Below are 25,120 nucleotides of genomic sequence, written 5' to 3' on the forward strand. Positions count from 1 at the left end.
AAAAATAAAAAAAGAGAAGCTAATCTATCGATTAACTCCTCTTTTTACATTTCTTTACTTTTGTAAATCTTTTGGAGAAAATGCCCCTGGAAGTAGGTCTCTTACTTGAATTTTTTGGACATCGCCTCTTAAATTTGTAAGAACAACTTCCATCTCAGGGTCACATAACTCAGAAATCACCTGACGACAAGCCCCACAAGGAGAAACAGGTCCCTCAGTATCAGCTACAACTACTAGTGAATCAAATTGTGTAACACCCTCTGAGTAAGCTTTAAACAATGCAGTTCGTTCCGCACAGTTCGTCATGCTGTAAGCTGCATTCTCAATGTTACAACCTTGAAAAACCTGACCATCTTTTGCTAATAAGGCTGCACCAACTTTGAAATTTGAATATGGCACATAGGCAAACTCTCTTGCTTTATTCGCTTCTTGGATAAGTTCTAATTTTACCATCCTATTCACTCTCCGCCAGGGAATTTTAATGTTGAACTAACTTTGTAATCCAGTCTAAAACAATACCACCAAAATACACACCGAATACCCCAACTACAGCTGAAAACACAGGAGGTGCAGGTAAAGGTAATTTTAAAAACTTAAATAGCATACCAACAATTAAACCAGCAATTAACGCCATAATAACATCTTTCATCTCGGTACCCTCACATTATATATTAATAATTACTATAAGAAAGCTCACCTTTACTAATTGACACACCAGAACTTGCTCCAATTCGAGTAGCTCCTGCTTCCACCATTGCTAACGCATCTTCACGACTGCGGACACCCCCAGATGCCTTTACACCGATTTCTGGACCTACTGTTTCTCTCATAAGACGGATATCTTCCACTGTTGCTCCACCTGTTGAAAACCCTGTAGATGTTTTCACAAAATCTGCTCCGGCTTTAACAGATAGCTCACATGCTCGTACCTTTTCTTCTTTTGTTAACAGACAGGTTTCAATGATGACCTTTACTATAGCTTTCCCTTTTGCTGCTTCAACAACCGCACGAATATCTCTCTCAACCAATTCATCTTGCTCATCTTTAAGCGCAGCAATGTTGATAACCATATCAATTTCATTTGCACCATTTTCAATAGCGTTCGTTGTTTCAAAAGCTTTTGTTTCTGGAGTAGATGCTCCCAGTGGGAAACCAATCACAGTACATACTTTTACTTCTGGAGTGTCTGCAAGCATTTCTGCTGCTGTACGAACCCAAGTTGGGTTTACACACACTGATGCAAATAAATATTCTTTTGCTTCTTTTACTAATGTAACAATCTCTTCCTTTGTTGCGTCTGCTTTTAATAATGTATGATCAATCATTCTTACGACATTTTGTGTCATTTTAAAATCCCCCATGTCTTTTTAATGAAATTTATATAAAAGATTAATAGTATTTTTATCACAATGTAACTATAACAAGTGAGTGAACATTTGTAAATACTTTTATGAACAAATGTAAAGAAATGTTCAAATTCTCGACCGACAACAAAAAAAACTGCCTAATCCGCTTAGTGGCAGTTTTTTCATATTTACTTATCAAGTAGGAATTTAGCTGTAAATTGATCCGTAATGAGAACATTTGCATATTTTCCTTTTAATGCCCCGTATATTCCATCTATTTTATTTGGTCCCCCAGCAACAAGAATGGAATACTCCTTATTCCTTAGCTCATCAAGATTAACTCCAAGCGTTCTTTCATTTAAGCTTTCATTACATATTTCCCCATTCTTATCAAAGAAACGAGAACAAATATCTCCGACCGCCTTCCCATATAGTGATTCCAAGTCGCTCTCTGTAAAATAGCCCAATTGGAATAGTAATGAATCTGTTTTTATAGGACCCATTGTAAATAAGGCAATATTCGCTTGCTTTCCTAATTCAAGAATCTTTCGAATATGGCGGTCAGCTTCCATTGCTTGTTTAACAACTACATGGTCTACAATAGCTGGTAATGGAAGATTGTGTGGGGCTGTATTATAAGCCTTCCCGAATAGATATAAGGTTTCAGAAGCATACGTATTTGTTTCAGCGTAACTTACTCCACCTTTTAATTGAACGACCTTTACATTTTTTACAAACTTCTGTTTCAATTCCGTGGCAACATGATAAATGGTTGTTCCCCAGGTGACCCCTATTATGTCATCATCCTTGACTATTACATCAAGATACGCCGCTGCTTTTTCGCCCAGATAATTTTTAATTATATGATCATCATATTGAGGAATAGAAGCTACCACAGCTTTCTTTAAATTAAATCGTTTTTCTAATTGCTTGCCTAAATTTTCAACATCCTCAGTAGGATCCATTATATTTATTTGAACAATCCCATCACTCTTCGCTTGTTGTAGTAATCTAGAAACAGTTGGACGGGAGACGCCCAACATTTTTGCAATTTCATTCTGATTATAATCCAATAAATAATATAATTTAGCTGCCTCAATAACCTTACCTATCTTTTCTTTATCCACCTGCATCACCTAAATAGTTATATATTTTCTTTATTGTAACAAAAAATAGGAGCGAGTTCATCATTACTTTACATTTGTAAAATTCAATTTGAACATTTTATCGTAAAATGATAACGACTAAAGTTGGAAATAGTATGATAAAAGGAGGTTATCCCATGGAAAAATTAGGAGGACTTCTGTATGCCTATAGAAAATCGGTCCTATTAGGATGGATCATAGCCATCGTCTTTTTTGGCATTTTCGCCTCAAAATTGCCCTCTGTTTTAAGCGGAAATGGATTTGAATATAAAGGTGAATATAGTGAAACAAGAAAACTGCTTGAAAGAGACTTCGGCCATGCAAAATCCTCTATCATCCTTGTTTTTGAAAAGGAACCAACTGTCAGTAAAGAAGGCTTTCAAGAATTCATCCAAGACACTTATAAAAATTTACATGACTTTAAAGCTGCCACGCAGAAGACGTCTCCCTTAGAAAGAGATGGGATGATAAAGGAAAATGTTGCTTATGGTCTTCTAACATTTAACCAAAAAGCAGAAAGTCTTGGAAATGAGATTCATCAACTAAAAGGTATCCTCCACACTAAAAAGGGCTTAAAGGTCACAATGACTGGAGAACCCATTATTGTTCAGGACCTAAATGTGGCGAGTCAAGAGGATTTGGCAAAAGCGGAAATGATTGGACTTCCTATTGCCTTAATCGTGCTGATTTTTGCTTTTGGTGGTCTCGTTGCTGCTTCATTACCGATTATCATCGGGATCGTCTCCATCTTAACCACTATGGGAACGGTCTATTTCTTTAGTTACAATGCAGATTTATCCATTTTTATATTAAATATCGTTCCCATGATTGGACTTGCCTTGAGTATCGATTTCGCTTTATTGTTTATCAACCGATACAAGGAAGAAGTAGCAACTAAACCCGTTCAAGAGGCAATTAAGATTACATTTGTTACTGCTGGACGGTCGATTATCTTTTCGGGATTGTGTGTGTTCATTGGATTGTCTGGCCTTTGGTTTATAAAAATTGATATTTTTCAAAATGTTGCCCTTGGCGGCATGACGGTTGTATTTATTTCTGCTTTTTGCGCATTAACTTTCCTTCCTGCCCTACTGGCTCTAATAGGAAAGAATATAAATAAACTAAGCCTGCTACGGGTATCCAACCACAAAATAAGTGTTTGGCATAGCTTTGCAAAATTTGTCATGAGACGCCCTTTTCTTATGACGGGTTCAGCACTTGTTATTCTTTTAATTGGATTAATTCCAGTGAAACAAATGATATTGGCCATTCCTGGAACAGAATCCCTTCCACCAAAGTACCCTTCAAGGGTAGCTTTAGAAACCTTTAAAGACCAATTCATTGCAAAAGAAAAGCGGGATGAAAAAAAAGTGACGCTGGTGCTTGAATCTAAAGGAAACATTCTTGAAACTCACAATTTAGAAAAGGTGAGCCAAGTGATACAAAAATTAGAAAAGGATCCTCTTGTCAATGCAGTAGATTCACCTTTTTCAGTCACAGGTGTTTCGGATAATGTTCAACTTCAGCAGTTTCTTACCCATGGGGACCAAAGAAAAGTAGCCCCAATCGTAGACTATTTTATAAGAGATAATAAAATGCTGTTAGACGTGTACTTAAAAACAAGTGAGCATTCATCAAAAGCACGGCAATGGGTACGTAACTGGTCCAAGAAGGATTTAGGAATGCAAGCCTCATTTGGTGGTCCGATTAAATTTGAGGAGGAAATATTCTCTGAAATATTTCAAAAAGCTCCCTATGGATTACTATTAATTGTCGTCTCAACTTTCTTTATTCTAATGGCAGCTTTCCGTTCGCTCCTTATCCCAATCAAAGCAATACTAATGAATATCTTAAGTCTTGGTTGTACGTTTGGGATTCTTGTGTGGATTTTCCAGCAAGGGCATTTGGGAGTAGAGCCCGTGGAAATTGCCTTAATTTTACCGGTATTTGTTTTCACTCTTGTTTTCGGTCTTTCCATGGATTATGAAGTTTTTTTAATCTCAAGGATTCAGGAGTTTTACTTAACGACAGGTGACAATAATGAGGCAACCATTTTAGGGTTGACTTACACTAGTAAGATTATTACTTCTGCAGCAGCCATCATGATTGTTGTAACTGGAGCGTTTGCCTTTACTGGAGTTATGCCTGTGAAGCAATTGGGAGTAGGAATTGCTATCGCCATTTTTATTGATGCTACGATCGTAAGGATGGTGTTAGTTCCTGCCTTAATGAAGTTATTAGGGGATTGGAATTGGTGGTTTTTTGGGTTAAATAAGCATAAAAAGTTGAAGCAAAGGAAAAAGCCAGCCTAGTGATGTAGGCTGGCCATTTTTAAATATTTTCAGCGTAATTTTCATTAGGATATTTGCTTAATACCGCATACAAGCTTACTGGCTCATTACCGTTATTTTTGAAGGACATTTCTTCTTCACTATTTACATGGATTAAGTCTGCTTCGGACACTTCAGATTCTTTCCCATCAATGACGATCGTTCCTGTTCCTGTTACGACAAAAATGTATACTTCTGTACCTGGATGCTTATGAATAGGGAGCTGTTGACCTGGTAGGAAGTTTAGAACGAAAGCTGTGGTTTCACCTTTTTTATACATAACTCTTTTGGTAAATCGCTCTTCACTATATTCCATATATGACTTAACTGAATTCTTTTCCATCAATAATTCCTCCTTAGCATCTTTCTACATTTATTTTAATTGAAAATCATTTTCAATTAAGTGAGCCACATCACATTATCTTGTAAGACACAAAAACTATATTTTTATAAGAAAAGCGGAAGCGCCTTGGTCAGCCCCGACAGGCAAATGTTCTTCGGCAAAAAAAGTCGCCCTTTGACTTTTATTGCCGAAGGTTATTTGACCCGAGGGGCTAGGCGCTGGAGCTGGACAATTCTCGAAGTCGATTTTTATACTTTCTGATTAATTACAAAAAAATCAGCCGTTTGGAACGACTGATTTTCATTTCAAGAAATTTTGACCTCCACAAGGGATGCGCCCTTTTTCAATGCCTGCTTATTAATTTCTATTAGATGATGTTTTTCAGCTGATAGGACTTTCTTTAAAGATTCAATAATCGCTTCCTCCGAAACAATTTTGGTCCTCTCTAGAAAAGCTCCTAACAAAATCATATTAGCCACCCGAGAATTTCCTAAATCATTAGCGAGGTCTGTTGCATTGATTTCAATCGTTTGAATATCCTTACGCTCCGAAGTCCTGACTACCAATGAAGAATTTAGAAATAAAAGCCCTCCCGAACGAACTCGCGGCTCAAACTTATCGAAGGAAGGATTATTCAAAACGATTGCAGTAGATGGTTTAGTAACAAGTGGGGATCCTACTGGTTCATCACTGACAACGACTGCACAATTCGCTGTCCCACCCCTTTGCTCAGGTCCATAGGAGGGAAGCCATGAAACACCTTTCCCTTCAAGCATTCCAGCGTAAGCAATGAGTTGCCCCATTGACATCACACCCTGCCCACCAAAGCCAGCAATAATAATTTCTTCTTGCATCACTTAATTCCCTCCCTCTTTATTTTTAAATACTCCGAGAGGATAAGCAGGAATCATATTGTCTTTTACCCAATCAAGAGATTCATGAGGAGCAAGTCCCCAATTAGTTGGGCACGTTGATAACACTTCAATCATTGAAAAGCCTAACCCTTTCTTTTGTGTTTCAAAGGCCTTACGAATCGCCTTTTTAGCCTTCATTATGTGTGGAACGTCATGTGAAGAAACACGCTCAATATAAGCAGCTCCATCAAGAGTTGCAATCATTTCTGATACTCGAATGGGTAAACCCTGCACACTTTCGGTTCTTCCATACGGTGTGGTTGCTGTTTTTTGGCCAATTAAGGTTGTTGGTGCCATTTGCCCACCAGTCATCCCGTAAATTGCATTATTGACAAAAATGACAGTTATTTTCTCGCCCCTCGCTGCAGCATGTATGACTTCACTTATACCAATGGAGGCTAGATCTCCGTCGCCTTGGTAAGTAAACACAAATCGATCAGGGAGTACACGCTTTATTCCCGTTGCTACCGCAGGTGCACGGCCATGTGCAGCTTGTGTCATATCACAATTAAAATATTCATACGATAACACTGAACAACCCACAGATGCGACACCAATCGTATCTTCAAGAATATCCATTTCTTCTAGTACCTCACCCACAAGGCGATGAATAACACCATGTGTGCATCCAGGGCAATAATGAGTAGGTTTATCAGTCAGTCCGTTTGTTTTCCTAAAAACCGTTTTCATTGTCATACGTTCACACCCCCGGCAACCGTCATAATCTTATCGTAAATTTCTTCTTGTGTCGGTACTACTCCTCCAGTCCTGCCAAAGAAGTCAACAGGTGCATGACCATTTACCGCTAGACGAACATCCTCAATCATTTGACCTGCGCTCATTTCTACTGAAATAAAAGCTTTCACCTGGTCTCTTGTTTCTATAAATGGCTTTTCAGGGAATGGCCAAAGGGAAATGGGTCTAATTAAACCAACTTTAACACCTTTTTGTCTTGCCTGATTAATGCTATTCATCGTAATCCTCGCAACGGTTCCATAGGCAACCATGATATAATCCGCATCGTCAACCTGATAAGTTTCATATCTGACTTCATTTTCTTTGATTGTGGCAAACTTCTTCTGAAGCTTCCAATTTCGCTGTTCGAGGCTTTCTGCATCCAGTTCAAGAGAAGTAATAATCCTTGGCCCTCCATCTCCACGTGTACCTGTTGTAGCCCACTCTTTTTCGTCTATAATTGCTTTTTCACGTTCTCTAAATTCCACTGGCTCCATCATTTGCCCTAGCATGCCATCACCCATTAAAATAACGGGAGTTCGGTAACGGTCAGCAATATCAAAGGCATCCTGTGTTAATTCAACAATTTCTTGCAGACTTGCTGGTGCCAACACAGGGATATTATAATCGCCATGTCCTCCACCTTTGGTCACTTGAAAATAATCGGATTGGGCAGGCTGGATATTCCCTAAACCAGGACCCCCGCGAACGATATTACAAATCACCGCAGGAAGCTCAGAACCGACTAAATAGGATATTCCTTCTTGTTTTAAACTGAAGCCAGGGCTGGAAGAGGAAGTCATCACCCTTACACCAGTCCCTGCTGCCCCATACACCATATTGATGGCCGCGATTTCACTCTCCGCTTGAAGAAACAACCCACCTACCTCGGGTAGTCTTCTTGCCATATAGGCAACAAGTTCACTTTGCGGTGTAATTGGATAGCCAAAAAAGTATTTACAACCAGCATGGACGGCTGCTTCCGCTATAACTTCATTCCCCTTCATTAACACTTTCCCCATGAAAAAAACTCCTTTCGAATCACACTGTTTGCAAGATTTTTACTGGTCTATACACGGCTATGACAGAATCAGGACATATTTGTGCACACTTCGCACAGCTAATACAATGCTCCTGGTCAACAACTGCAGCTGGCCGATATCCTTTTCCATTTAAATAGTCTGAAAGAAAAATAACGTTAGAGGGACAAACTTGCACACATAAGCTACAAGACTTACAAATTTCTTCATTAAAAACTACCCTTTTCTCCAAAGTCATTCACTCCTTTTAAATTCCCATGGTAATTTCAAAAATCGATTAATAAAAACAACATCGTGGGTTTTGGCGAACTCTTCAGCTTCTTTTTTCAAATGAGAAGATATGGTTGAATAGAGTAAAGGAATTTCGAGTTTCTCTGCTACGTTTTTACTAAGCTCATACCCTTTTTCTATGTCATTCATCGTGGTTTCCGCAGATAAATTTGAATTGTTAATAATCCCTGTCACTTTTAACCGTGAGACCTTTTCTATCTGTTCAACTGTATACAATGCTCCTTCTAACGTGCTGACATATGGTCGATTCCCATTTAGAACAAAGAGAAGTTCCGGGTTTAAGTCCTTCCATTCGTGATAATATTGCCCCAATGCTGTAGCACCGTCCTTATCACCACCTGCATCTACGATTAGCCTATATCTATAGTCATGCAATACACGATACATTTCTCCTGAAACGATTGGTAGGTCGGAGGTGGCCAAGTGACTCTTGGGAGAAATCAATTCAATGTCGTGCGCCTGAAAAATAGATGCAAGATCCCGGGAGCGATAATATGGATTTATGATATCTAAATCATTAATGGCCACCCTTCCATGGTTCCGCCTCTCGGTTAAAGCTAAATTGATAGCAATCTCGGTTTTCCCGCTGCCAAAATGGCCAGATACAATGGTTATTCTTGTGCTAGGATTCATTTAAAGAGTCCCACCCATCTTTTTGTTGTAAGCGTTTACAATGAGGTTAATATTGGAAAAATTTTCAACTACTTCACTTCTCATTATAAGCTACTTTTTTTCTACATCGCTTTGACCAATGTCACACTTCACAAGATTGTCATAAAGGGAAAAGAAGACTTGAATAAATTCTTCAAGGTATTAAACCTCATATTTCTAAAAAGAAAACAAATACTAAGTTTACTAAATACAATCAGAAATTTGAGGGAGGTCATCTTGGTGCAGATGAATAGGTTTACTTTTTTTCTTATAGTTTCTTTCTTTATGCTTACAAGTTCCTCATTAACTCACGCAGCTGAAGTCACTCCAACCAACCATGAAATTGTCCGTTTGAGAATCCTCGAAACCACTGACCTGCATGCTTCACTTCTCAATTATGACTATTATCAAACAAAAGTGGACAATCGGATTGGGCTCGTTAAAACTGCCACTCTCATCCGTAAAGCAAGGAAAGAAGTTGCTAATTCCTTATTATTTGATAACGGTGATCATTTAAAAGGAAATCCACTCGGTGAGTACCTTGCAAGAATAAGAGGAATTAACAAAGGGAAGACACACCCTGTTTACCGTGCTTTTAATTATCTTAAATATGATGCCATAGCCATCGGAAACCATGAATTTAATTATGGACTAAAATTTTTAAACGCTGCCTTAAAAGGGACAAAGATGCCTGTCTTAAATGCCAATGTTTATTCGGTTAAAAAAAATACACCTTACTTTACGCCATATGTAATATTAAAAAGAAATGTAGTGGATCAAAATGGATTACAGCATGAACTGAAGATTGGTGTTATTTCGTTCATGCCTACACAAATAATGAAGTGGGATAAAACTAACCTTGAGGGAAAAGTATTCGCAAAACCTATTGTTGATTCTGCTAAGGAATTTATTCCGATCATGAAAGCTGAGGGTGCTGATATCATCATTGCCTTGGCACACACCGGTATAAGTAATGAACCTTATAATCCCGAATCTGAAGATGCAGTCTACTACTTAACCAAAATATCGGGTATTGATGCGGTATTAGCTGGACATTCCCATAGTGTGTTCCCTGGACCAGTTTATAAGCATCTTCGCAATACGAACATGGAAACAGGAACAATTAATGGAAAGCCCGTTGTCATGGCAGGTGCTTTCGGTAACCGACTTGGGATTATTGACCTAAAATTAAAGAAAGCTGCAGGCAAATGGATTGTGATTGATGCAGAGTCCAAAACTATCCCCATTGCTGATGAAACGGGGAAATCACTTGTTCCTATTGATAAGGGCTTATATCATTTGATGAAACCAGAACATCAGGAAACAGTAGATTTTATTAAAAAGTTAGGGCTATAGAATGCCTTTTACGCAATTTTTAGACAAATCGTCCCTTTACTTTCATAGTATACTTTTATAAAATAAAGGTAATAATATATTCGGTGAATTTTAGGTGGAGTCTGTCAAATACGGGCTCCTTTTGTATTTTTTTCACCAATGTATAAAAATTTGGGAGAAGAGGTCGATCATGTCAACACAAGCAATAATCGCAATTGGCGTATTTCTCATCACCTACGCCTTCATAGTCACAGAAAAAATCCATCGAACAATCATTGCCATGGCCGGCGGTATCATGATGGTTTTACTGGGAATTATCGGTCAAGAAAAGGCCCTCCACCATATCGATTTTAATACTCTCGGATTACTGACAGGAATGATGATTATTGTCGCTATCACCTCCGAGACAGGTCTTTTCAAATACATAGCCATTTGGGCAGCAAAAAAAGTGAAAGGGGACCCATTAAAAATCCTTCTTGCACTTGGCACTATTACTGCCTTGGGATCTGCCTTTCTAGATAATGTAACTACGGTCCTTTTAATGGTACCAGTGACTTTTAGTATAACTAGACAATTACGGGTTAACCCGATACCTTTTTTAATCACTGAAATTATTGCTTCCAATATTGGTGGAACGTCGACTCTTATTGGGGATCCTCCGAATATCATGCTAGGAAGCGCAGTTAAAGAATTAACGTTTATGGCCTTTATCGATAATCTTACAGCGATTTCATTTTTTATCTTATTTGTGAACATTGCCATTTTAGCGCTAATCTATCGGAAACAGCTTCGGACAACAGCCGAATTAAAGGCAAGCTTAATGGACTTAGATGAAAAAGAAGAAATCACAGACAGAACTCTTTTAATTAAGTCGTTAGTTGCTCTTTCATTAACCATTTTGGGATTTTTCCTGCACCAGCTGTTTCATATCGAATCAGCAACAGTTGCCTTAGCAGGGGCCTTTCTGTTACTTCTCTTAACAGGAGAAAAATATTTAGACAAGTCTTTTGGAAAGGTTGAATGGACAACCATTTTCTTCTTTATCGGGCTATTTGTACTCGTTTCAGGGTTAATTGAAACAGGAGTTATTTCATTACTAGCAGATTACTCCGTTCATCTAACTGGGGGCGATGTAACCTCTACGTCAATCTTAATTCTTTGGGTCAGTGCGATTGCGTCTGCGTTTATTGATAATATCCCGTTTGTCGCAACGATGATTCCAATGATTAAAGATATGGGGGAACTTGGTATCAATAATTTAGAACCACTTTGGTGGAGCTTATCACTTGGAGCTTGTCTAGGGGGAAATGGAACATTAATCGGGGCAAGTGCCAATGTTATTGTAGCCGGACTTGCAGCAAAAGAAGGACATCACATTACATTTGGAAAATTCCTTTTAATTGCCTTTCCGCTAATGATCCTTTCTATCGTAATTTGTACCGTTTACATTTATTTAAGATATCTAATTTAGGGGGAGTATGATGAAAGTAGAGTATAAGTTTGATGCACAGCTTCTCGAGATAAAAGAAACTACTAACGGGGACGATCTTGAATTCACAATCACCTTATTGGATAACCAGTTAAAAAAAGGCCTTAAACTTGTTCGAGAATACTTTGAGGAAAATAAGATTTTAACAGATATCCATTATTACATACATCCTAATAACAGGTATCAAATCATCGTAAGAAAAGATTTCTATAATGAATTTTTAATTCAATTGTTTAGACAAGGATTATTGCAAGAAGTAAAATGGGCGTAAAGGAATGAGGCTGACTAATATTTGTCAGCCTCATTTTTTTATACTAATAAACAACTCCCTACCATCTCTCTAATTGAATTAATTTCCACAGGTTTACTAATGTAAAAACCCTGTGCAAGATCACAGGCACCCAATTGTAAAAAATCCAATTGATCTAAAGTCTCTACACCTTCAGCCACGACCTTTAATTTGAGTATATGTGCTAGTGCAATCACAGCTGTTACAATGGCGCTATTTTCTTCATCATAGCCAAGGTTCATAATGAAAGATTTATCTATTTTTAGAGTATCAATCGGAAAGTTCTTTAAATAGCTTAATGATGAAAAACCAGTACCAAAATCATCAATTGAAATGGAAATTCCAAGAGACTTAAGGTTCTTTAGTATTTTTGCTGCAAGTTCTGGTTCCTTCATCACAGTGCTCTCTGTTAATTCCAATTCTAATGCCCTTGGCGGCAATCCTGTCTCAGAAAGAATCACACTAATCACTTCTTCGAGATTCTGTTTTTGAAATTGTGCTGGCGATATGTTTACACTAACTGTCAGCTCGTCAAACCCAGCATCATGCCACATTTTACATTCAGAACATGCTTTGCGTAATACCCATTCCCCAATAGGAACGATTAATCCAGATTCCTCAGCAATTGATATAAATGTATCTGGATATAAGAGTTTGTTTTCATCACTTTTCCACCTGATTAATGCTTCCATACCGGAAATCCTGCCTGTTTTCAAATTCATTTTAGGTTGATAATGGAGAACGAACTCCTGTTTTTCAAGGGCTTGCCTTAAATTTATCTCCATATCCATACGTACCATTGCGTGGACTTTCATATTAGGTACAAACAATGAATAACAATTTCTCCCTTTTTCTTTTGAATGATACATTGCAAGGTCAGCATTTTTAATTAAATTATTCATATCACTCCCATGTTCTGGATGTAAACATATTCCAATACTGGGTGATATAGTAAACCTTTGTTTATTTATCCAAAATGGTTCTTTCATTACATCAAGAATGAAGTCACATAATTCATTAACCATGTCTAAACTATAAACATTAGGAATTATGAGTACAAATTCATCTCCACCAAATCTCGCTAGTATATTTTCTTTCCCGACTGTATCTCTTAATCGTTCTGCCACTGCCTGCAATAAAGCATCCCCTGCTTGATGTCCTAAACTATCATTAATGACTTTGAAATGATCTAAATCTAAGAGAACCACTCCTAGTATTTGGTTATTCCCCATAGGAAAATCATGTAGATATTTTTCAAGGTATGCCTTTATAAACCACCTATTCGGCAGACCGGTTAAAGCATCATGGTAAGCCATATGCTCTATCTTCTTTTCTGCCTTTTTCAAGTCAGTTATATCTAATCCAAAACCAAGGAGGAAGTCTTTTCCTGATTCAGGTAGCTCAATTATCGTTTTACCAGAAAACATAATTGATTCTTTCCCTTGAAATCCAACCTTTGCTTCCCTTGTTATAAGACGACGCTCTTCCCATACTTCGAGGTCAATTTCACGATTTAATTGGGCTATATGTTGCGGGAAAAAATCAAACACTGTTTTTCCTACCAGTTCTTCCAATGATAGACCATTTGCAAGACAAGCCTGTTTATTTGCAAATATTGTTCTGCCCTCAGGGTCCTCTAAAAAAACATTTATTGGCAGTGCATCTAAAACCCTGGAATGTAAGGATGTATGTAAACGCAATTGTTTTTGGAGCTCCACTTCCCTCTTCTCAAGCTCATCTATTCGTAATTGTAATTCCTTTAAGGTTTGGCCATTTTGGGAATGTTGGTTCACTTATTGCTCCCGCCTTTATCAACAAACTTTTTAATTAAAAATTACCATAACCATATTTTATATCTGTTTCTATTGCATTATTTTTTTATTTCTTACAATTTGATGAAAGAAATAATAAAAGGCGGAAGCGCCTCGTTCAGCCCCGACAGGCAAAGAGAAAGAGAAGAAGGTCGCATAGGAGCAGTCTACGGGCCCAAACTGGCTGGAAAAAAAAGAAGAAGGTCGCATAGGAGCAGTCTACGAGCCCAAACTGGCTGGAAAAAAAGAAGAAGGTCGCATAGAAGCAGTCTACAAGCCCAAACTGACTGGAAGAAAGAGAAGAAGGTCGCATAGAAGCAGTCTACGGATCCAAACTGGCTGGAAGAAGGAGAAGAAGGTCGCATAGGAGCAGTCTACGGATCCAAACTGGCTGGAAGAAGGAGAAGAAGGTCGCATAGGAGCAGTCTACACGCCCTAACTGGCTGGAAGAAGGAGAAGAAGGTCACATAGAAGCGCAGTCAACGGCCCAAACTGGCTGTAAAAAAGAAATTTGTACTCAATGGCAGATTGCATCAAGGCAGACCAAAAACCGAGTGTATACCCATTTCTGAATCAAGAAAATGGTGCCTTTTTCATAAAACTTGATTAATTGTTACTTGTGAAAAAAACAGTAAGTCTGTTTGAGTTACCCTAAAACTTGAAAAAAGCATTTGACATTGTACGCTAAACAAAAACAAAAGACCGCTAAATATTCTTAGCAGTCTTTTTGGCAGTTCAACATATCTCAATTGCAATCCAGAAGAATTACTCCATCCAGTTCGTATGAAACACTCCCTCTTTATCCACACGTTGATAGGTATGTGCGCCAAAATAGTCACGTTGGGCTTGCAACAGATTGGCAGGAAGAGTCTCTGTGCGATAGCTATCATAGTATGCGATCGCACTTGCAAAGGATGGCACAGGAATCCCGCGCTCAATTGCCATAGCAACCACTTTTCGTAACGATCCCTGATAGTTTTCAACAATTTCTTTAAAGTAAGGATCTAATAAAAGATTGGCTAGTTCAGGATTTTGGTCATAGGCATCTTTAATCTTTTGGAGGAACTGCGCTCGAATGATGCAGCCGCCTCTAAAAATCATGGCAATATCACCATAGCGAAGATTCCAATCATATTCTTCTGATGCTACACGCATTTGTGCAAATCCTTGTGCATAGGAGCAAATTTTGCTCATGTACAAAGCTTTACGGATTGCTTCAATTAGTTCCTCTTTGTCTCCCTCAAATGCACGAACTCCAGGTCCATTAAGAATTTTACTTGCTTTCACACGCTCGTCCTTCATTGCCGAAATAAACCGAGCAAATACGGATTCTGTAATAATTGGTAGTGGTACCCCTAAATCTAATGCATTTTGACTGGTCCATTTGCCGGTACCTTTTTGACCCGCTGTATCCAGAATCATATCAACTAGTGGTTTACCCGTTTCATCATCAACCTTTGTAAAAATATCTGCTGTTATTTCAATTAAATAACTGTCTAATTCTCCTTTATTCCATTCGGCAAATACCTTATGAAGTTCTTCCGCGCTTAAACCAAGGACATTCTTTAGAATATAATAGGCCTCGGAAATTAATTGCATATCTCCATATTCGATCCCATTATGTACCATTTTTACATAATGCCCCGCTCCATTTGGACCAATATATGTACAGCATGGGTCACCTTTTACTTTAGCTGAAATGGCTTCGAAGATTGGCTGAACTAGTTCATATGCCTCTTTTTTCCCACCTGGCATAATTGCCGGACCTTTTAATGCACCTTCTTCACCACCAGAAACACCTGTCCCTATAAAATGGAACCCAGCTGACTCGAGTTCTTTGTTTCGTCTGATTGTATCTTGAAAAAATGTATTCCCACCATCAATAAGAATGTCGCCTTCTTCTAAATATGGTTTTAAGGAATCAATTGTTGCATCTGTTGCGGTTCCTGCTTTCACCATTAATAAAATTTTTCTTGGTTTCTCTAATAAATTTACAAATTCTTCAACTGATTGAGCACCCGCAAAATTTTTCCCTTCAGCTTCATTCTTTAAAAATGCTTCTGTTTTATCATAAGAACGATTAAAAACAGCCACAGAATATCCTCGACTTTCAATGTTTAACGCAAGGTTTTTCCCCATAACAGCTAAACCAATTACTCCAATTTGTTGTTTTGTCATTCTAACGCCCTCTTTCTATTCGTTCTATTTTAATAATTACATTCTACCCTCTATAGTTTGGCTTTCTTTAAAAAGTATAACACTTATTAAATTTTTATATAAAAGAAACAGCCTCATTGAGCTTTTATTTACTAAGGCTTTGTTAAAATTGTATGTTGATTTCCGCTCTAGGCACGAGCGGTTCGTGGGTGTTTCGGCGAGCCTCCTCGGAGAAAAGCGCCTGCGGGGTCTCCCCTGAACCATACTCCCACAGGAGTCTTCGTGCCTTCCGCTCTAATCAACAGGGTGTAAAAATCAACACTGTTCTTTAACCCAGACTAAAGTTGACACTTAATGTTCATGAACGTCACTGTTTGTTCAATGTTGAGCAAAGATATTTTTTCTATAATGAGAGTAAGAAATTAAATACTTTCAGATAGGTCGTGTTTTAGTGAAAAAATTACTTTATGTAACAGCAAACCCCAAAGGACTTGAAAAATCAAAGGGATTGCAAATCGGTGAAGCCTTCCTCGAGGTCTATCAACAACAGCGTCCGGACGTTGAAATTAAAAGAATGGATTTATTTTCATTAGATTTTGCTCAAATGGATGCAGACTTGGTGTTTGCTAGAGGGAAATTAGCTGGGTATGGATATTCATTAGATCAATTGTCCGAAGTGGAAAGAGAGAAAATCTTAAAAATGCACGCCCTTGCGGATGAATTTATCTCTTATGACTATTACGTTTTTGTGTCACCCATGTGGAATTTAAATTCCCCCGCGGTAGTAAAAGCCTTTTTAGATAACCTATTTATTGCAGGCAAAACCTTTGCCCATACAGCAAACGGACCAAAAGGACTTTTAACAGATAAAAAAGCCATTCATATTCAGACAAGGGGTGGACAATATACAGGAACCCCACTTCAAGATATGGAATCTGGTGACCGTTATTTAAGAATTGCCCTTACCTTCCTTGGCATAAACGTCATGGATACTGTCGTTGCTGAAGGTTTTGATCTTTATCCCCAAAGGGTACCTGAAATCTTAGCAAAAGCAAAGGAAAGTGCAAAACTGGCTGCCATAGAATTTAGCCGTGAACCAGTCACTGCACAAAACTAGGAGGCCTCCTTAAGAGGCCTTTTTTGTATAACTTTCTAAAAATTTCGCGAATATTGTTGTATAATAAGGGAAATACCTGTAAAATTTTCCTATGAGCCCTAATGGACGGTGATGTTTATGGAAATTACGAAACACCTTTTCTTAAATCTCTCCCTTTTAATTATATTGCTTTTCTTTGGTTTGCTAATTCTTGAAAAAAGTAAAAAATTCACCTTTTCTAAACCCTCTTTAGTCTTAATATTTAGTTTCTTGATATTGTTATGTATTCAATTCTCCTATAATCCAGTTCCCTATGCTAGGTACGATTTAAGAATTATTCCATTAGTACTTGGCGGCCTTTATGTAGGAATTGGACCCATCCTTGTATTATCACTAATAATCCTAAGAAGTTTCTACGGATTAAATTTAGGTTTTCTTCAAACATCCGTTCTTTATGCACCACTTATTATTATTTTTTGGCGTATGTATCCATGGTTTTGGAAGCAGGTTCCCGTTCGACGAATATTTACCACAGTTTGTATGGGTATGACCCTTTCCATCATTACAGTCCTGGGCATGAGCTTCAGCAATACTCAAACAAACTGGTTCGATGCTTGGTTTGCCTATTTGGTCATACCTTCCCTCGGAATTGGCATTCTTTCTTACTCGATAGAATTTGTTATAAAAAATACAGAGATGCGCCAACAACTGATAAAGGCAGAAAAATTAAAAGCCGTTGAACAAATGGGGGCTGCAATTTCCCATGAGATCCGCAATCCGCTAACTGCAGCCAGCGGTTTTGTTCAACTTCTACAGGATGATTATCTACCTAGACAAAAAAGGAAGGAGTATTTATCCATCGTAAAGGAAGAATTACATTCTGCCGAAAGGGTCATCCAAGATTATTTAACCTTTGCTAAACCAGACTTAGAAACCTTTGAAGAACTGAATGTAAAAAGTGAACTCCGACAAATTATAAATATTCTTCAGCCTTTGGCCAATCAAAATTCGGTTGAGATTATTACCGATTTCTCAGTAATCGGATTCATAAAAGGGGACAGACAAAAATTTCGACAATGCTTTATTAATGTCCTAAAAAATGCGATTGAATCAATGTCTCATGGCGGCCATCTAACGTTATCAACTGAATATAGCCAAAACTGTATCACCATTAGAGTGACAGACACGGGAGTTGGCATGACAAAGGAGCAGCTTGATCGATTAGGAGAACCTTTTTACTCCACAAAAGGTAAAAATGGTACCGGTTTAGGCATGATGGTGGTGTATAGCATTGTGCGTGCCCTTGATGGTGAAATTTGGGTTGATAGTGAAGTAGGCAAAGGAACAATCTTTCAATTCGAATTCCCTGCTCTAACGAATTTCTTGAATATGACTGATTCAAAAGCGAATGAAGGCTGACTCAATGAGTCAGCCTTCTTTTACAGGTTTATTTGCCAATAAACATTTGTGTCCAATGCTTCCCAGTCTGTTCAAATCCAACTCCAATGTGAGTGAAATTTGGACTGAGGATGTTTTTACGATGCCCTTCGCTGTTCATCCAAGCAGTTACTACTTCTTGTGGTGTTTGTTGTCCTTGTGCAATATTTTCACCAGCAGACTTATAAGTTATACCAAAATCCCTCATCATGTCGAAAGGAGATCCATACGTTGGACTAGTATGTGAAAAGTAATGATTTTGCTGCATATCTTGTGATTTTTTCTGAGCTACCCCACTTAATTGAGTATCAGCTTTCAATGCCGGAAGTCCGTTTTTGCTTCTTTGAGCGTTTGTTAAGTTAATGACTTGTTGTACATATTGGCTAACCGCTCCACTAGTAGGCGCATTGGTTGCTGGCTGTTTTTGTGCTGGTTGTGCAGGCTGTGCCTGTTGTGGTGCAGGTGTTGGAGCAGGAGCTGTTGGTGCCGGCTGTGCCTGCTTCGGTGCCATCGGTGTTGTCTGCTTAGGCGCAGGTTGAGCCTGCTGTGGTGCCGGCTGACCCGCAGGTGTTTGACCAGTTGGAAGCTGCTGATTGATATACGGCTGGATTTGATTCATAATTCCTGCCCAACCCTGTTTTGGGTCCATTTGAACAAATTGATACTTGGCGTCGCGAATCAATACTGCCCTAGTATGAGGATATTGATTACTGTCCAAATTGGTTTGGTAAGCAGAAATCATATCATCATTATTTCTATTTATTTTCCGTTTATTATTAAACCAATTACGATCTGTATCACTTTGGCTGTTGTTAGTATTTGTATAATCCTCTGTAAGCGGACCATTATGGTCAATCCCATCATCCCGTCCATTCCGAACATCAAGAATGTGGTCATTTCGGTTTGTGTTCATTCCCACTCGGTCACGATCGTTGAGATCATTACGAGCATTGTTATTACAAGCTGCTAACCCCATTGTGAGGACCGCTGTTAGAAGGATTCCTGCTGGTTTTTTTATCAATCGAAAAACCCCCTTTTTCTCAAAAAGTTTTCTTGCCTTCTTATTCTTTATTTTTTGTGAAGAACTATGAATGGTAATAAACGTCTGAATGAAAAGAAAAAGGATTTTAGGGTAAAAAAAAACAACAGATGAAAGTTCCATCTGTTGTTCTACCAGTTCAATTATTTACTGACAACTCCGTGTCCGCCAAATTCATTTCTTAAAGCAGATACCACTTTTCCTGAGAAAGTGTCTTCTTCCAACGAGCGATATCTCATCATAAGAGATAGAGCAATTACAGGGGAAGCAGTTTGAAGGTCTAAGGCTGTTTCTACAGTCCATTTTCCTTCACCTGAAGAATGCATGATTCCTTTAATTCCTTCTAGCTTTGCATCCTTTGAAAAAGCATTTTGTGTCAATTCCATTAACCAAGAACGGATAACAGACCCGTTACTCCACACCCTTGCAACCTGCTCAAAATCATAATCATATGGACTTTTATCAAGCAGTTCAAAACCTTCAGCAATCGACTGCATCATTCCATACTCAATTCCATTATGTATCATTTTTAAGTAATGGCCGCTTCCACTTTCTCCTGCATAAAGGTAGCCGTTTTCTACACAAATATGTTCAAAAATTTGTTCCACATGCTGGAATGCTTCTTTGTTTCCACCAATCATAGTACAAGCACCATTTCTTGCGCCTTCCACTCCTCCACTCGTACCAACATCAAGGAAATGGACGCCCTTTTCGGCAAATTCTTTTCCACGAGCGATTGATTCTTTATAGTGAGAATTTCCACCTTCGATAACAATATCTCCAGCGTCAAGTAATTCTTTAAGCTCTTGAAGTACATTATTTGTAATTTGGCCCGCTGGTACCATTACCCAAACGGCTTTCGGAGATGGAAGAGATGAAACTAATTCTGTTAATGAACTAACACCTTGTCCACCTTTTTCAGAGATTTCTGCAACAGCCTTTGCATTTACATCAAATGCTGCAACCTCGTGTTTATGATCTAATAAGTTTAAAGCTAAACTATATCCCATTTTTCCTAAGCCAATTAATCCAATTTTCATTTATATGTCTCCTTCATGAAATATTTTTTCATCTTCTACTACTATAGTCAAAAAAATTTCTTTCCGCAATTGATTTGATGAAATTTTTTTTCATAAACTGTTTTTATGCTATAATTTATTTATCAATTGCTCTGTTAAACTTGTCTGTTGATTTCCGCTGCAGGCGCGAGCGGTTCGTGGGCGTTTCGGCGAGCCTCCTCGGCGCTTGCGCCTGCGGGGTCTCCCCTGAACCGTACTCCCACAGGAGTCTTCGCGCCTTCCGCTCCAATCAACAGGTTATAAAAATCATCAATGTTCATTAACAAAGCAAATCAATAAAAAATGAGGGTTGCGGATGAGCTGCATTAGTAAAATACGCTCTTACTATGCCAGATTTAGTGAAAAGGAAAAGCAAATTGCTAATTTTATATTAGACAATCCTGAAAAAATTCTTCACAGCACGATTAATGAAGTCGCTGAAGATCTCGGGATGGCCGACGCCACGGTTTTCCGCTTTTGTAAACGGATCGGATTTAAAGGATACCAGGCAATGAAGATTGCACTGGCTTCAGAAATCATTACTCCCATCCAGCAAATTCATGAGGAAATTACTGAGGGTGATACTGAAAAGGCTGTCACTGAAAAAGTATTTCAATCAAATATAAGAACCTTAGAAAATACCCTACAGCTCCAGGACAGCGATTCGATTCAAAGGGCAGTTAAGATGATTCATACGGCTGAACGGGTTCATTTTTACGGAACTGGTGGGTCAGCTGTTATTGCAATGGACGCATTCCATAAGTTTATTCGAACAGGTATTAAAGTGTTTGCATTTATTGACTCCCACTTTCAACTCATGTCAGCTTCACAGTTAACAGAAAAAGATTTGGCCGTTGTCATCTCTCATTCTGGAGCAAATAAAGATACAATTGATATTTTGAATGTGGCCAGTGAAAATGGAGCTAAATCCATCGGGATCACCAGTTTTCCAAAATCACCAATAAGTCAAAAGGTAGATATTGCGCTCTTTACAAGTTCAGAAGAAACTGAATACCGATCTGAAGCGTTAGCATCACGGATTGCACAATTAAGTCTCATCGATGCCTTATACGTAAATATCATGGTCTTAAATAAAGAACATGCCAAAACATCTCTTGGTAAAATAAGGTCTGCCATATCAGACACTAGAATTGAATCATAAACAACGTTTTTATGTTCCTATAATTATTATTCACATTTTTTCATTTTACATTACGGTCTTTTACACAAACAAAGAGGCTGATCATTTTGCTTTTGAGTCAGCCTCTTTAACGATTATGCGTATTGTTTGGATTCTTCTTGTTGAAAAAAGCTCTTCATGGCATGGAATACATCTGCTTTTTGTTTGAGGATATAATGTCTGAAATGTTCATCCTTGATATTCTTGTATGCGGACATGAGAGTTGAATGTCGGTTATACTGATTAACCTCACCATATCCAAACATGTTGGATACCTTCATTAACTCTTCTACAAGCTTCACACAACGAGCGTTATCCGATGTGAGATTATCACCGTCTGAAAAATGGAATGGATAGATGTTGAACTTTCGTGGATTATACTTACTGTCAATGATCTCTAATGCCTTTCGGTAAGCAGAAGAACAAATAGTTCCACCACTTTCACCTTTTGAAAAAAAGTCTTCTTCCGTCACAATTTTTGCTTCGGTATGATGTGCAATAAACTCAATTTCAACTGTTTCATACTTGGTTCTTAAAAAGCGTGTCATCCAGAAGAAAAAGCTGCGGGCCATATACTTTTCCCAAATTCCCATGGAACCGCTCGTGTCCATCATAGCAATAACGACGGCTTTTGAATCTGGTTTCACCACTTCATTCCAAGTCTTAAACTTTAAATCGTCCTTATAAATAGGATGAAACGCCGGTTTCCCACTCATGGCATTACGTTTAAAAGCAGACATCATGGTACGTTTTTTATCAATATTACCCATTAAACCTGTTTTTCTAATATCGTTGAACTCAATATTTTCAACGAGATGTTCCTGCTCTTCTTTTCTTTTTAAATTCGGAAGCTCCAATTGTTTAAATAATGCTTCCTCGAGCTCCATTAATGACACTTCTGCTTCAAAATAGTCTTCTCCGGCCTGATCCCCTGCTCCTTGGCCTTTGCCTGGACCTTTTTGCCCACTAGAACCGTCACGTGCTACAACATCACCGACTTGACTGTCACCGTCACCTTGGCCCACGTGTTTGTTTTTGTCATAATTATAGCGAATTTTATATTCGTCCAACGAACGAATTGGAATTTTTACCACATCTCGACCATTCGACATGATTATGCTCTCTTCTGTAATGAGATCGGGAAGATTGTTGCGAATTGCCTCCTGGACTTTTTCCTGATGCCGCTGCTGGTCATCGTGGCCTTTACGGTGGAGGGACCAATCTTCTCTTGAAATGACAAATTGATGATTGTTAACAGACAATGTAAACCCCTCCTTATGAAATTATTTAAATCCGTTTTGCACACTTTTTCCTACAAAAACATAAAATAATCCGATTAAAAGTTCAATTAAAATATGGATTACTTTATCCTATGCAAGAGTGAAGAATAATTTACTAATAATTTTGACAATTGGGCTTTCTACTAAGAAATTGGACGAGTTACAAGTTGGAAAAAAAGAGACTGACAGATTCTCTCTGCCAGTCCTTCCTATTTTAATCCTAGTTATCTGTTTAATAAGCTTCCAACATAACGTAGTAATTCATTAGCTGATGTTGAATTATATCCATGTTCATCTACTAAACGGGCCACTACATCATTTATTTTCTTCAACTGCTGCTCATCTGGAGTTTTTGAGGAAGTAGTAATTTTTACAACATCCTTTAAATCAGCAAAGAGCTTCTTCTGAATAGCTTCTCGTAGTCGGTCATGCGAATTATAGTCAAACCGTTTTCCTTTTCTTGCGAAAGCAGAAATACGGATTAATACTTCTTCTCTGAAGGCTTTCTTCGCATTTTCCGAAATCCCTATTTGTTCTTCTATTGAACGCATAAGCTTTTCGTCCGGATTGATTTCTTCTCCAGTTAATTGATCGCGGAGCTTATTCTTATTGCAGTATGCTTCTACATTATCCAAATAATTGTCCATGAGTGTTTTTGCAGACTCTTCATACGAATACACAAACGCTTTTTGAACTTCTTTCTTCGCAATATTATCATACTCTTTTCTAGCTAAAGAAATATAATTCATATAGCGTTCACGCAGTTCTGCTGTAATAGATGGGTGTTGGTCCAACCCATCCTTTAACGACCTTAACACGTCTAAGGCATTAATTGAAGGTACTTCTTTTCTAATAATCGTAGAAGAAATTCTATTGATCACGTAACGTGGGTCAATACCGCTCATGCCCTCATCAGGATATTCCTTTTTGAGTTCATCTATATCGGCAGTGTTAAAACCTTCCACGTTTTCTCCATCATAAAGGCGCATTTTCTTCAGTAAATCAATATCCCCTTTTTTAGGCTCCTTTAAGCGGGTTAAAATAGTGAACATCGCTGCTACCTTTAACGTATGCGGCGCAATATGAACATCGGAAACATCACTTTCATTTATCATTTTTTCATAAATTCTTTCTTCTTGAGAAACCTTAAGGTTATATGGAATTGGCATAACGATAATCCGTGAATGCAATGCCTCATTCTTTTTATTGGAGATAAAGGATCGGTACTCGGTTTCGTTCGTGTGAGCCACAATTAATTCATCAGCAGAAATTAACGCAAACCTTCCAGCTTTAAAGTTCCCCTCTTGTGTCAAGGAAAGTAAATGCCAAAGGAATTTCTCATCACATTTTAGCATCTCTTGGAATTCCATCATCCCTCGATTTGCTTTATTCAGTTCACCATCGAAACGATAGGCTCTAGGGTCAGACTCGGAACCAAATTCGGCAATCGTTGAAAAATCAATACTTCCTGTTAAATCGGCAATATCCTGCGATTTTGGATCGGATGGACTAAAGGTTCCGATTCCTGTTCTCTTATCCTCTGAGAAAAAGATTCTTTCTACTTGAACATCTTCAATCCTGCCGCCATACTCCTTCTCAAGGCGCATCATATTGAGCGGTGAAAGATTTCCTTCAATTCTTATACCATATTCCTCAAAGAAATCTTTACGTAGATGATGTGGAATTAAATGCAGCGGGTCTTCATGCATCGGACAGCCTTTAATGGCAAATACAGAACCCCTATTGGTATGTGAGTAGGCTTCTAATCCTCTTTTTAACATAGTAACTAGTGTTGATTTCCCGCCACTTACTGGACCCATCAACAGTAAAATCCGCTTTCTTACATCCAGTCTTTTAGCTGCAGGATGGAAATATTCTTCCACTAGACGTTCCAAAGACTCTTCTAAACCAAATAATTGATTGCTGAAAAAGTTGTACCTTTTCGTCCCTTTTACCTCTTCAATCCCTGCATCTTTAAGCATATTATAAACTCGAGAATGTGCAGATTGTGCTACCCATGGCTTTTCCTTTAGCAACAGTAAATAATCAGCGAATGTTCCTTCCCAACGAAGTTTTTCCTCTTCTTCTCGATACATCTCGATTTTTTTTAAAATATCCATAAGGCCCTCCCCCTGTAGCTTAATCAGAGACGAT

The 25,120-nt window shown here is 38.2% G+C and carries 23 protein-coding genes; 7 read left to right on the plus strand and 16 right to left on the minus strand.

Going from position 1 to position 25,120, the window contains the following annotated elements:
• Window positions 1–54 precede the first annotated feature (54 nt).
• The 4 genes from RCG25_RS20720 to RCG25_RS20735 all read right to left on the minus strand — a co-directional run bounded on the left by RCG25_RS20720 (window position 55) and on the right by RCG25_RS20735 (window position 2,479).
• A complete protein-coding gene (locus tag RCG25_RS20720; RefSeq protein WP_308080720.1) occupies window positions 55–453 on the minus strand; it encodes a cytidine deaminase in 399 nt (132 codons plus the stop codon).
• 25 nt (window positions 454–478) lie between these two features.
• Window positions 479–649, minus strand: a complete 171-nt coding sequence (locus RCG25_RS20725; protein ID WP_308080721.1) for a DUF1427 family protein — start codon at window positions 647–649, stop codon at window positions 479–481.
• A gap of 22 nt (window positions 650–671) precedes the next feature.
• A complete protein-coding gene (deoC, locus tag RCG25_RS20730) occupies window positions 672–1,346 on the minus strand; it encodes a deoxyribose-phosphate aldolase (protein ID WP_308080722.1) in 675 nt (224 codons plus the stop codon).
• A 188-nt stretch (window positions 1,347–1,534) separates the two neighbouring features.
• The gene (locus RCG25_RS20735) at window positions 1,535–2,479 is read right to left on the minus strand and encodes a DNA-binding transcriptional repressor DeoR (RefSeq protein ID WP_374121009.1); all 945 of its coding nucleotides are present in this window, start codon (window positions 2,477–2,479) and stop codon (window positions 1,535–1,537) included.
• Window positions 2,480–2,628: 149 nt separating this feature from the next.
• On the opposite strand from RCG25_RS20735, the gene RCG25_RS20740 reads away from it, so the two are divergent.
• Window positions 2,629–4,803, plus strand: a complete 2,175-nt coding sequence (locus RCG25_RS20740; RefSeq protein ID WP_308080724.1) for an MMPL family transporter — start codon at window positions 2,629–2,631, stop codon at window positions 4,801–4,803.
• Window positions 4,804–4,822: 19 nt separating this feature from the next.
• On the opposite strand, the gene RCG25_RS20745 is transcribed toward RCG25_RS20740, so the two are convergent.
• The 6 genes from RCG25_RS20745 to RCG25_RS20770 all read right to left on the minus strand — a co-directional run bounded on the left by RCG25_RS20745 (window position 4,823) and on the right by RCG25_RS20770 (window position 8,777).
• On the minus strand, window positions 4,823–5,164 hold the full coding sequence (locus RCG25_RS20745) for a cupin domain-containing protein (RefSeq protein ID WP_308080725.1): 342 nt from the start codon (window positions 5,162–5,164) through the stop codon (window positions 4,823–4,825).
• A 305-nt stretch (window positions 5,165–5,469) separates the two neighbouring features.
• Window positions 5,470–6,018 (minus strand): 2-oxoacid:ferredoxin oxidoreductase subunit gamma family protein, encoded by a 549-nt coding sequence (locus RCG25_RS20750; RefSeq protein WP_308084237.1) that lies wholly within the window; start codon window positions 6,016–6,018, stop codon window positions 5,470–5,472.
• A 3-nt stretch (window positions 6,019–6,021) separates the two neighbouring features.
• Window positions 6,022–6,774 carry a thiamine pyrophosphate-dependent enzyme gene (locus RCG25_RS20755; protein WP_308080726.1) on the minus strand — a complete coding sequence of 251 codons (753 nt, stop codon included), beginning with the start codon at window positions 6,772–6,774 and terminating at the stop codon, window positions 6,022–6,024.
• The gene (locus tag RCG25_RS20760; protein WP_308080728.1) at window positions 6,771–7,835 is read right to left on the minus strand and encodes a 3-methyl-2-oxobutanoate dehydrogenase subunit VorB; all 1,065 of its coding nucleotides are present in this window, start codon (window positions 7,833–7,835) and stop codon (window positions 6,771–6,773) included. The genes RCG25_RS20755 and RCG25_RS20760 overlap by 4 nt, the downstream gene beginning before the upstream one ends.
• A gap of 19 nt (window positions 7,836–7,854) precedes the next feature.
• A complete protein-coding gene (locus RCG25_RS20765) occupies window positions 7,855–8,085 on the minus strand; it encodes a 4Fe-4S dicluster domain-containing protein (protein WP_308080729.1) in 231 nt (76 codons plus the stop codon).
• Between the two features lie 2 nt (window positions 8,086–8,087).
• A complete protein-coding gene (locus RCG25_RS20770; protein WP_308080731.1) occupies window positions 8,088–8,777 on the minus strand; it encodes a hypothetical protein in 690 nt (229 codons plus the stop codon).
• A 264-nt stretch (window positions 8,778–9,041) separates the two neighbouring features.
• Here RCG25_RS20770 and RCG25_RS20775 point away from each other — a divergent pair, with 264 nt between their 5' ends.
• The 3 genes from RCG25_RS20775 (at window position 9,042) to RCG25_RS20785 (ending at window position 11,890) form a co-directional block, all read left to right on the plus strand.
• A complete protein-coding gene (locus RCG25_RS20775) occupies window positions 9,042–10,151 on the plus strand; it encodes a metallophosphoesterase (protein WP_308084238.1) in 1,110 nt (369 codons plus the stop codon).
• A gap of 169 nt (window positions 10,152–10,320) precedes the next feature.
• Entirely contained in the window at window positions 10,321–11,601 is a 1,281-nt protein-coding gene (locus tag RCG25_RS20780) for an ArsB/NhaD family transporter (protein WP_308080732.1), read from the plus strand.
• A 7-nt stretch (window positions 11,602–11,608) separates the two neighbouring features.
• Window positions 11,609–11,890, plus strand: a complete 282-nt coding sequence (locus RCG25_RS20785) for a hypothetical protein (RefSeq protein ID WP_308080733.1) — start codon at window positions 11,609–11,611, stop codon at window positions 11,888–11,890.
• Window positions 11,891–11,928: 38 nt separating this feature from the next.
• Here the strand turns inward: RCG25_RS20785 and RCG25_RS20790 are convergent, their stop codons facing one another.
• Together RCG25_RS20790 and gndA are read right to left on the minus strand one after the other, a co-directional pair.
• Window positions 11,929–13,701: a putative bifunctional diguanylate cyclase/phosphodiesterase gene (locus tag RCG25_RS20790; protein ID WP_308080735.1), complete on the minus strand. Its 1,773-nt coding sequence runs from the start codon at window positions 13,699–13,701 to the stop codon at window positions 11,929–11,931.
• 783 nt (window positions 13,702–14,484) lie between these two features.
• Complete coding sequence (gene gndA, locus RCG25_RS20795; protein ID WP_308080736.1) at window positions 14,485–15,897, minus strand: NADP-dependent phosphogluconate dehydrogenase; 1,413 nt, start codon at window positions 15,895–15,897, stop codon at window positions 14,485–14,487.
• Between the two features lie 430 nt (window positions 15,898–16,327).
• On the opposite strand from gndA, the gene RCG25_RS20800 reads away from it, so the two are divergent.
• Together RCG25_RS20800 and RCG25_RS20805 are read left to right on the plus strand one after the other, a co-directional pair.
• A complete protein-coding gene (locus tag RCG25_RS20800; RefSeq protein ID WP_308080737.1) occupies window positions 16,328–16,993 on the plus strand; it encodes an FMN-dependent NADH-azoreductase in 666 nt (221 codons plus the stop codon).
• Between the two features lie 117 nt (window positions 16,994–17,110).
• Entirely contained in the window at window positions 17,111–18,391 is a 1,281-nt protein-coding gene (locus RCG25_RS20805) for an ATP-binding protein (RefSeq protein ID WP_308080738.1), read from the plus strand.
• A 28-nt stretch (window positions 18,392–18,419) separates the two neighbouring features.
• Here the strand turns inward: RCG25_RS20805 and RCG25_RS20810 are convergent, their stop codons facing one another.
• On the minus strand, window positions 18,420–19,430 hold the full coding sequence (locus RCG25_RS20810) for a CAP domain-containing protein (RefSeq protein ID WP_308080739.1): 1,011 nt from the start codon (window positions 19,428–19,430) through the stop codon (window positions 18,420–18,422).
• 161 nt (window positions 19,431–19,591) lie between these two features.
• Entirely contained in the window at window positions 19,592–20,488 is an 897-nt protein-coding gene (gene gnd / locus RCG25_RS20815; protein WP_308080740.1) for a phosphogluconate dehydrogenase (NAD(+)-dependent, decarboxylating), read from the minus strand.
• A gap of 334 nt (window positions 20,489–20,822) precedes the next feature.
• On the opposite strand from gnd, the gene RCG25_RS20820 reads away from it, so the two are divergent.
• Window positions 20,823–21,668 carry a MurR/RpiR family transcriptional regulator gene (locus tag RCG25_RS20820; protein ID WP_374121010.1) on the plus strand — a complete coding sequence of 282 codons (846 nt, stop codon included), beginning with the start codon at window positions 20,823–20,825 and terminating at the stop codon, window positions 21,666–21,668.
• A 113-nt stretch (window positions 21,669–21,781) separates the two neighbouring features.
• Here the strand turns inward: RCG25_RS20820 and yhbH are convergent, their stop codons facing one another.
• Window positions 21,782–22,948 (minus strand): sporulation protein YhbH, encoded by a 1,167-nt coding sequence (gene yhbH, locus RCG25_RS20825; RefSeq protein WP_308080743.1) that lies wholly within the window; start codon window positions 22,946–22,948, stop codon window positions 21,782–21,784.
• Between the two features lie 242 nt (window positions 22,949–23,190).
• Window positions 23,191–25,086: a PrkA family serine protein kinase gene (locus RCG25_RS20830; RefSeq protein WP_308080744.1), complete on the minus strand. Its 1,896-nt coding sequence runs from the start codon at window positions 25,084–25,086 to the stop codon at window positions 23,191–23,193.
• Between the last annotated feature and the right edge of the window lie 34 nt (window positions 25,087–25,120).

It is taken from the genome of Neobacillus sp. PS2-9, from assembly GCF_030915525.1.
In the GTDB taxonomy this organism is placed as follows: domain Bacteria; phylum Bacillota; class Bacilli; order Bacillales; family Cytobacillaceae; genus Neobacillus.

What these genes read in the sequence shown, in the direction of transcription:
- RCG25_RS20720 (WP_308080720.1), bottom strand. Translation starts at nt 453, where the DNA reads ATGGTAAAATTAGAACTTATCCAAGAAGCGAATAAAGCAAGAGAGTTT.
- RCG25_RS20725 (WP_308080721.1), bottom strand. Translation starts at nt 649, where the DNA reads ATGAAAGATGTTATTATGGCGTTAATTGCTGGTTTAATTGTTGGTATG.
- deoC (WP_308080722.1), bottom strand. Translation starts at nt 1,346, where the DNA reads ATGACACAAAATGTCGTAAGAATGATTGATCATACATTATTAAAAGCA.
- RCG25_RS20735 (WP_374121009.1), bottom strand. Translation starts at nt 2,479, where the DNA reads ATGCAGGTGGATAAAGAAAAGATAGGTAAGGTTATTGAGGCAGCTAAA.
- RCG25_RS20740 (WP_308080724.1), top strand. Translation starts at nt 2,629, where the DNA reads ATGGAAAAATTAGGAGGACTTCTGTATGCCTATAGAAAATCGGTCCTA.
- RCG25_RS20745 (WP_308080725.1), bottom strand. Translation starts at nt 5,164, where the DNA reads ATGGAAAAGAATTCAGTTAAGTCATATATGGAATATAGTGAAGAGCGA.
- RCG25_RS20750 (WP_308084237.1), bottom strand. Translation starts at nt 6,018, where the DNA reads ATGCAAGAAGAAATTATTATTGCTGGCTTTGGTGGGCAGGGTGTGATG.
- RCG25_RS20755 (WP_308080726.1), bottom strand. Translation starts at nt 6,774, where the DNA reads ATGACAATGAAAACGGTTTTTAGGAAAACAAACGGACTGACTGATAAA.
- RCG25_RS20760 (WP_308080728.1), bottom strand. Translation starts at nt 7,835, where the DNA reads ATGGGGAAAGTGTTAATGAAGGGGAATGAAGTTATAGCGGAAGCAGCC.
- RCG25_RS20770 (WP_308080731.1), bottom strand. Translation starts at nt 8,777, where the DNA reads ATGAATCCTAGCACAAGAATAACCATTGTATCTGGCCATTTTGGCAGC.
- RCG25_RS20775 (WP_308084238.1), top strand. Translation starts at nt 9,042, where the DNA reads ATGAATAGGTTTACTTTTTTTCTTATAGTTTCTTTCTTTATGCTTACA.
- RCG25_RS20780 (WP_308080732.1), top strand. Translation starts at nt 10,321, where the DNA reads ATGTCAACACAAGCAATAATCGCAATTGGCGTATTTCTCATCACCTAC.
- RCG25_RS20785 (WP_308080733.1), top strand. Translation starts at nt 11,609, where the DNA reads ATGATGAAAGTAGAGTATAAGTTTGATGCACAGCTTCTCGAGATAAAA.
- gndA (WP_308080736.1), bottom strand. Translation starts at nt 15,897, where the DNA reads ATGACAAAACAACAAATTGGAGTAATTGGTTTAGCTGTTATGGGGAAA.
- RCG25_RS20805 (WP_308080738.1), top strand. Translation starts at nt 17,111, where the DNA reads ATGGAAATTACGAAACACCTTTTCTTAAATCTCTCCCTTTTAATTATA.
- gnd (WP_308080740.1), bottom strand. Translation starts at nt 20,488, where the DNA reads ATGAAAATTGGATTAATTGGCTTAGGAAAAATGGGATATAGTTTAGCT.
- RCG25_RS20820 (WP_374121010.1), top strand. Translation starts at nt 20,823, where the DNA reads ATGAGCTGCATTAGTAAAATACGCTCTTACTATGCCAGATTTAGTGAA.
- RCG25_RS20830 (WP_308080744.1), bottom strand. Translation starts at nt 25,086, where the DNA reads ATGGATATTTTAAAAAAAATCGAGATGTATCGAGAAGAAGAGGAAAAA.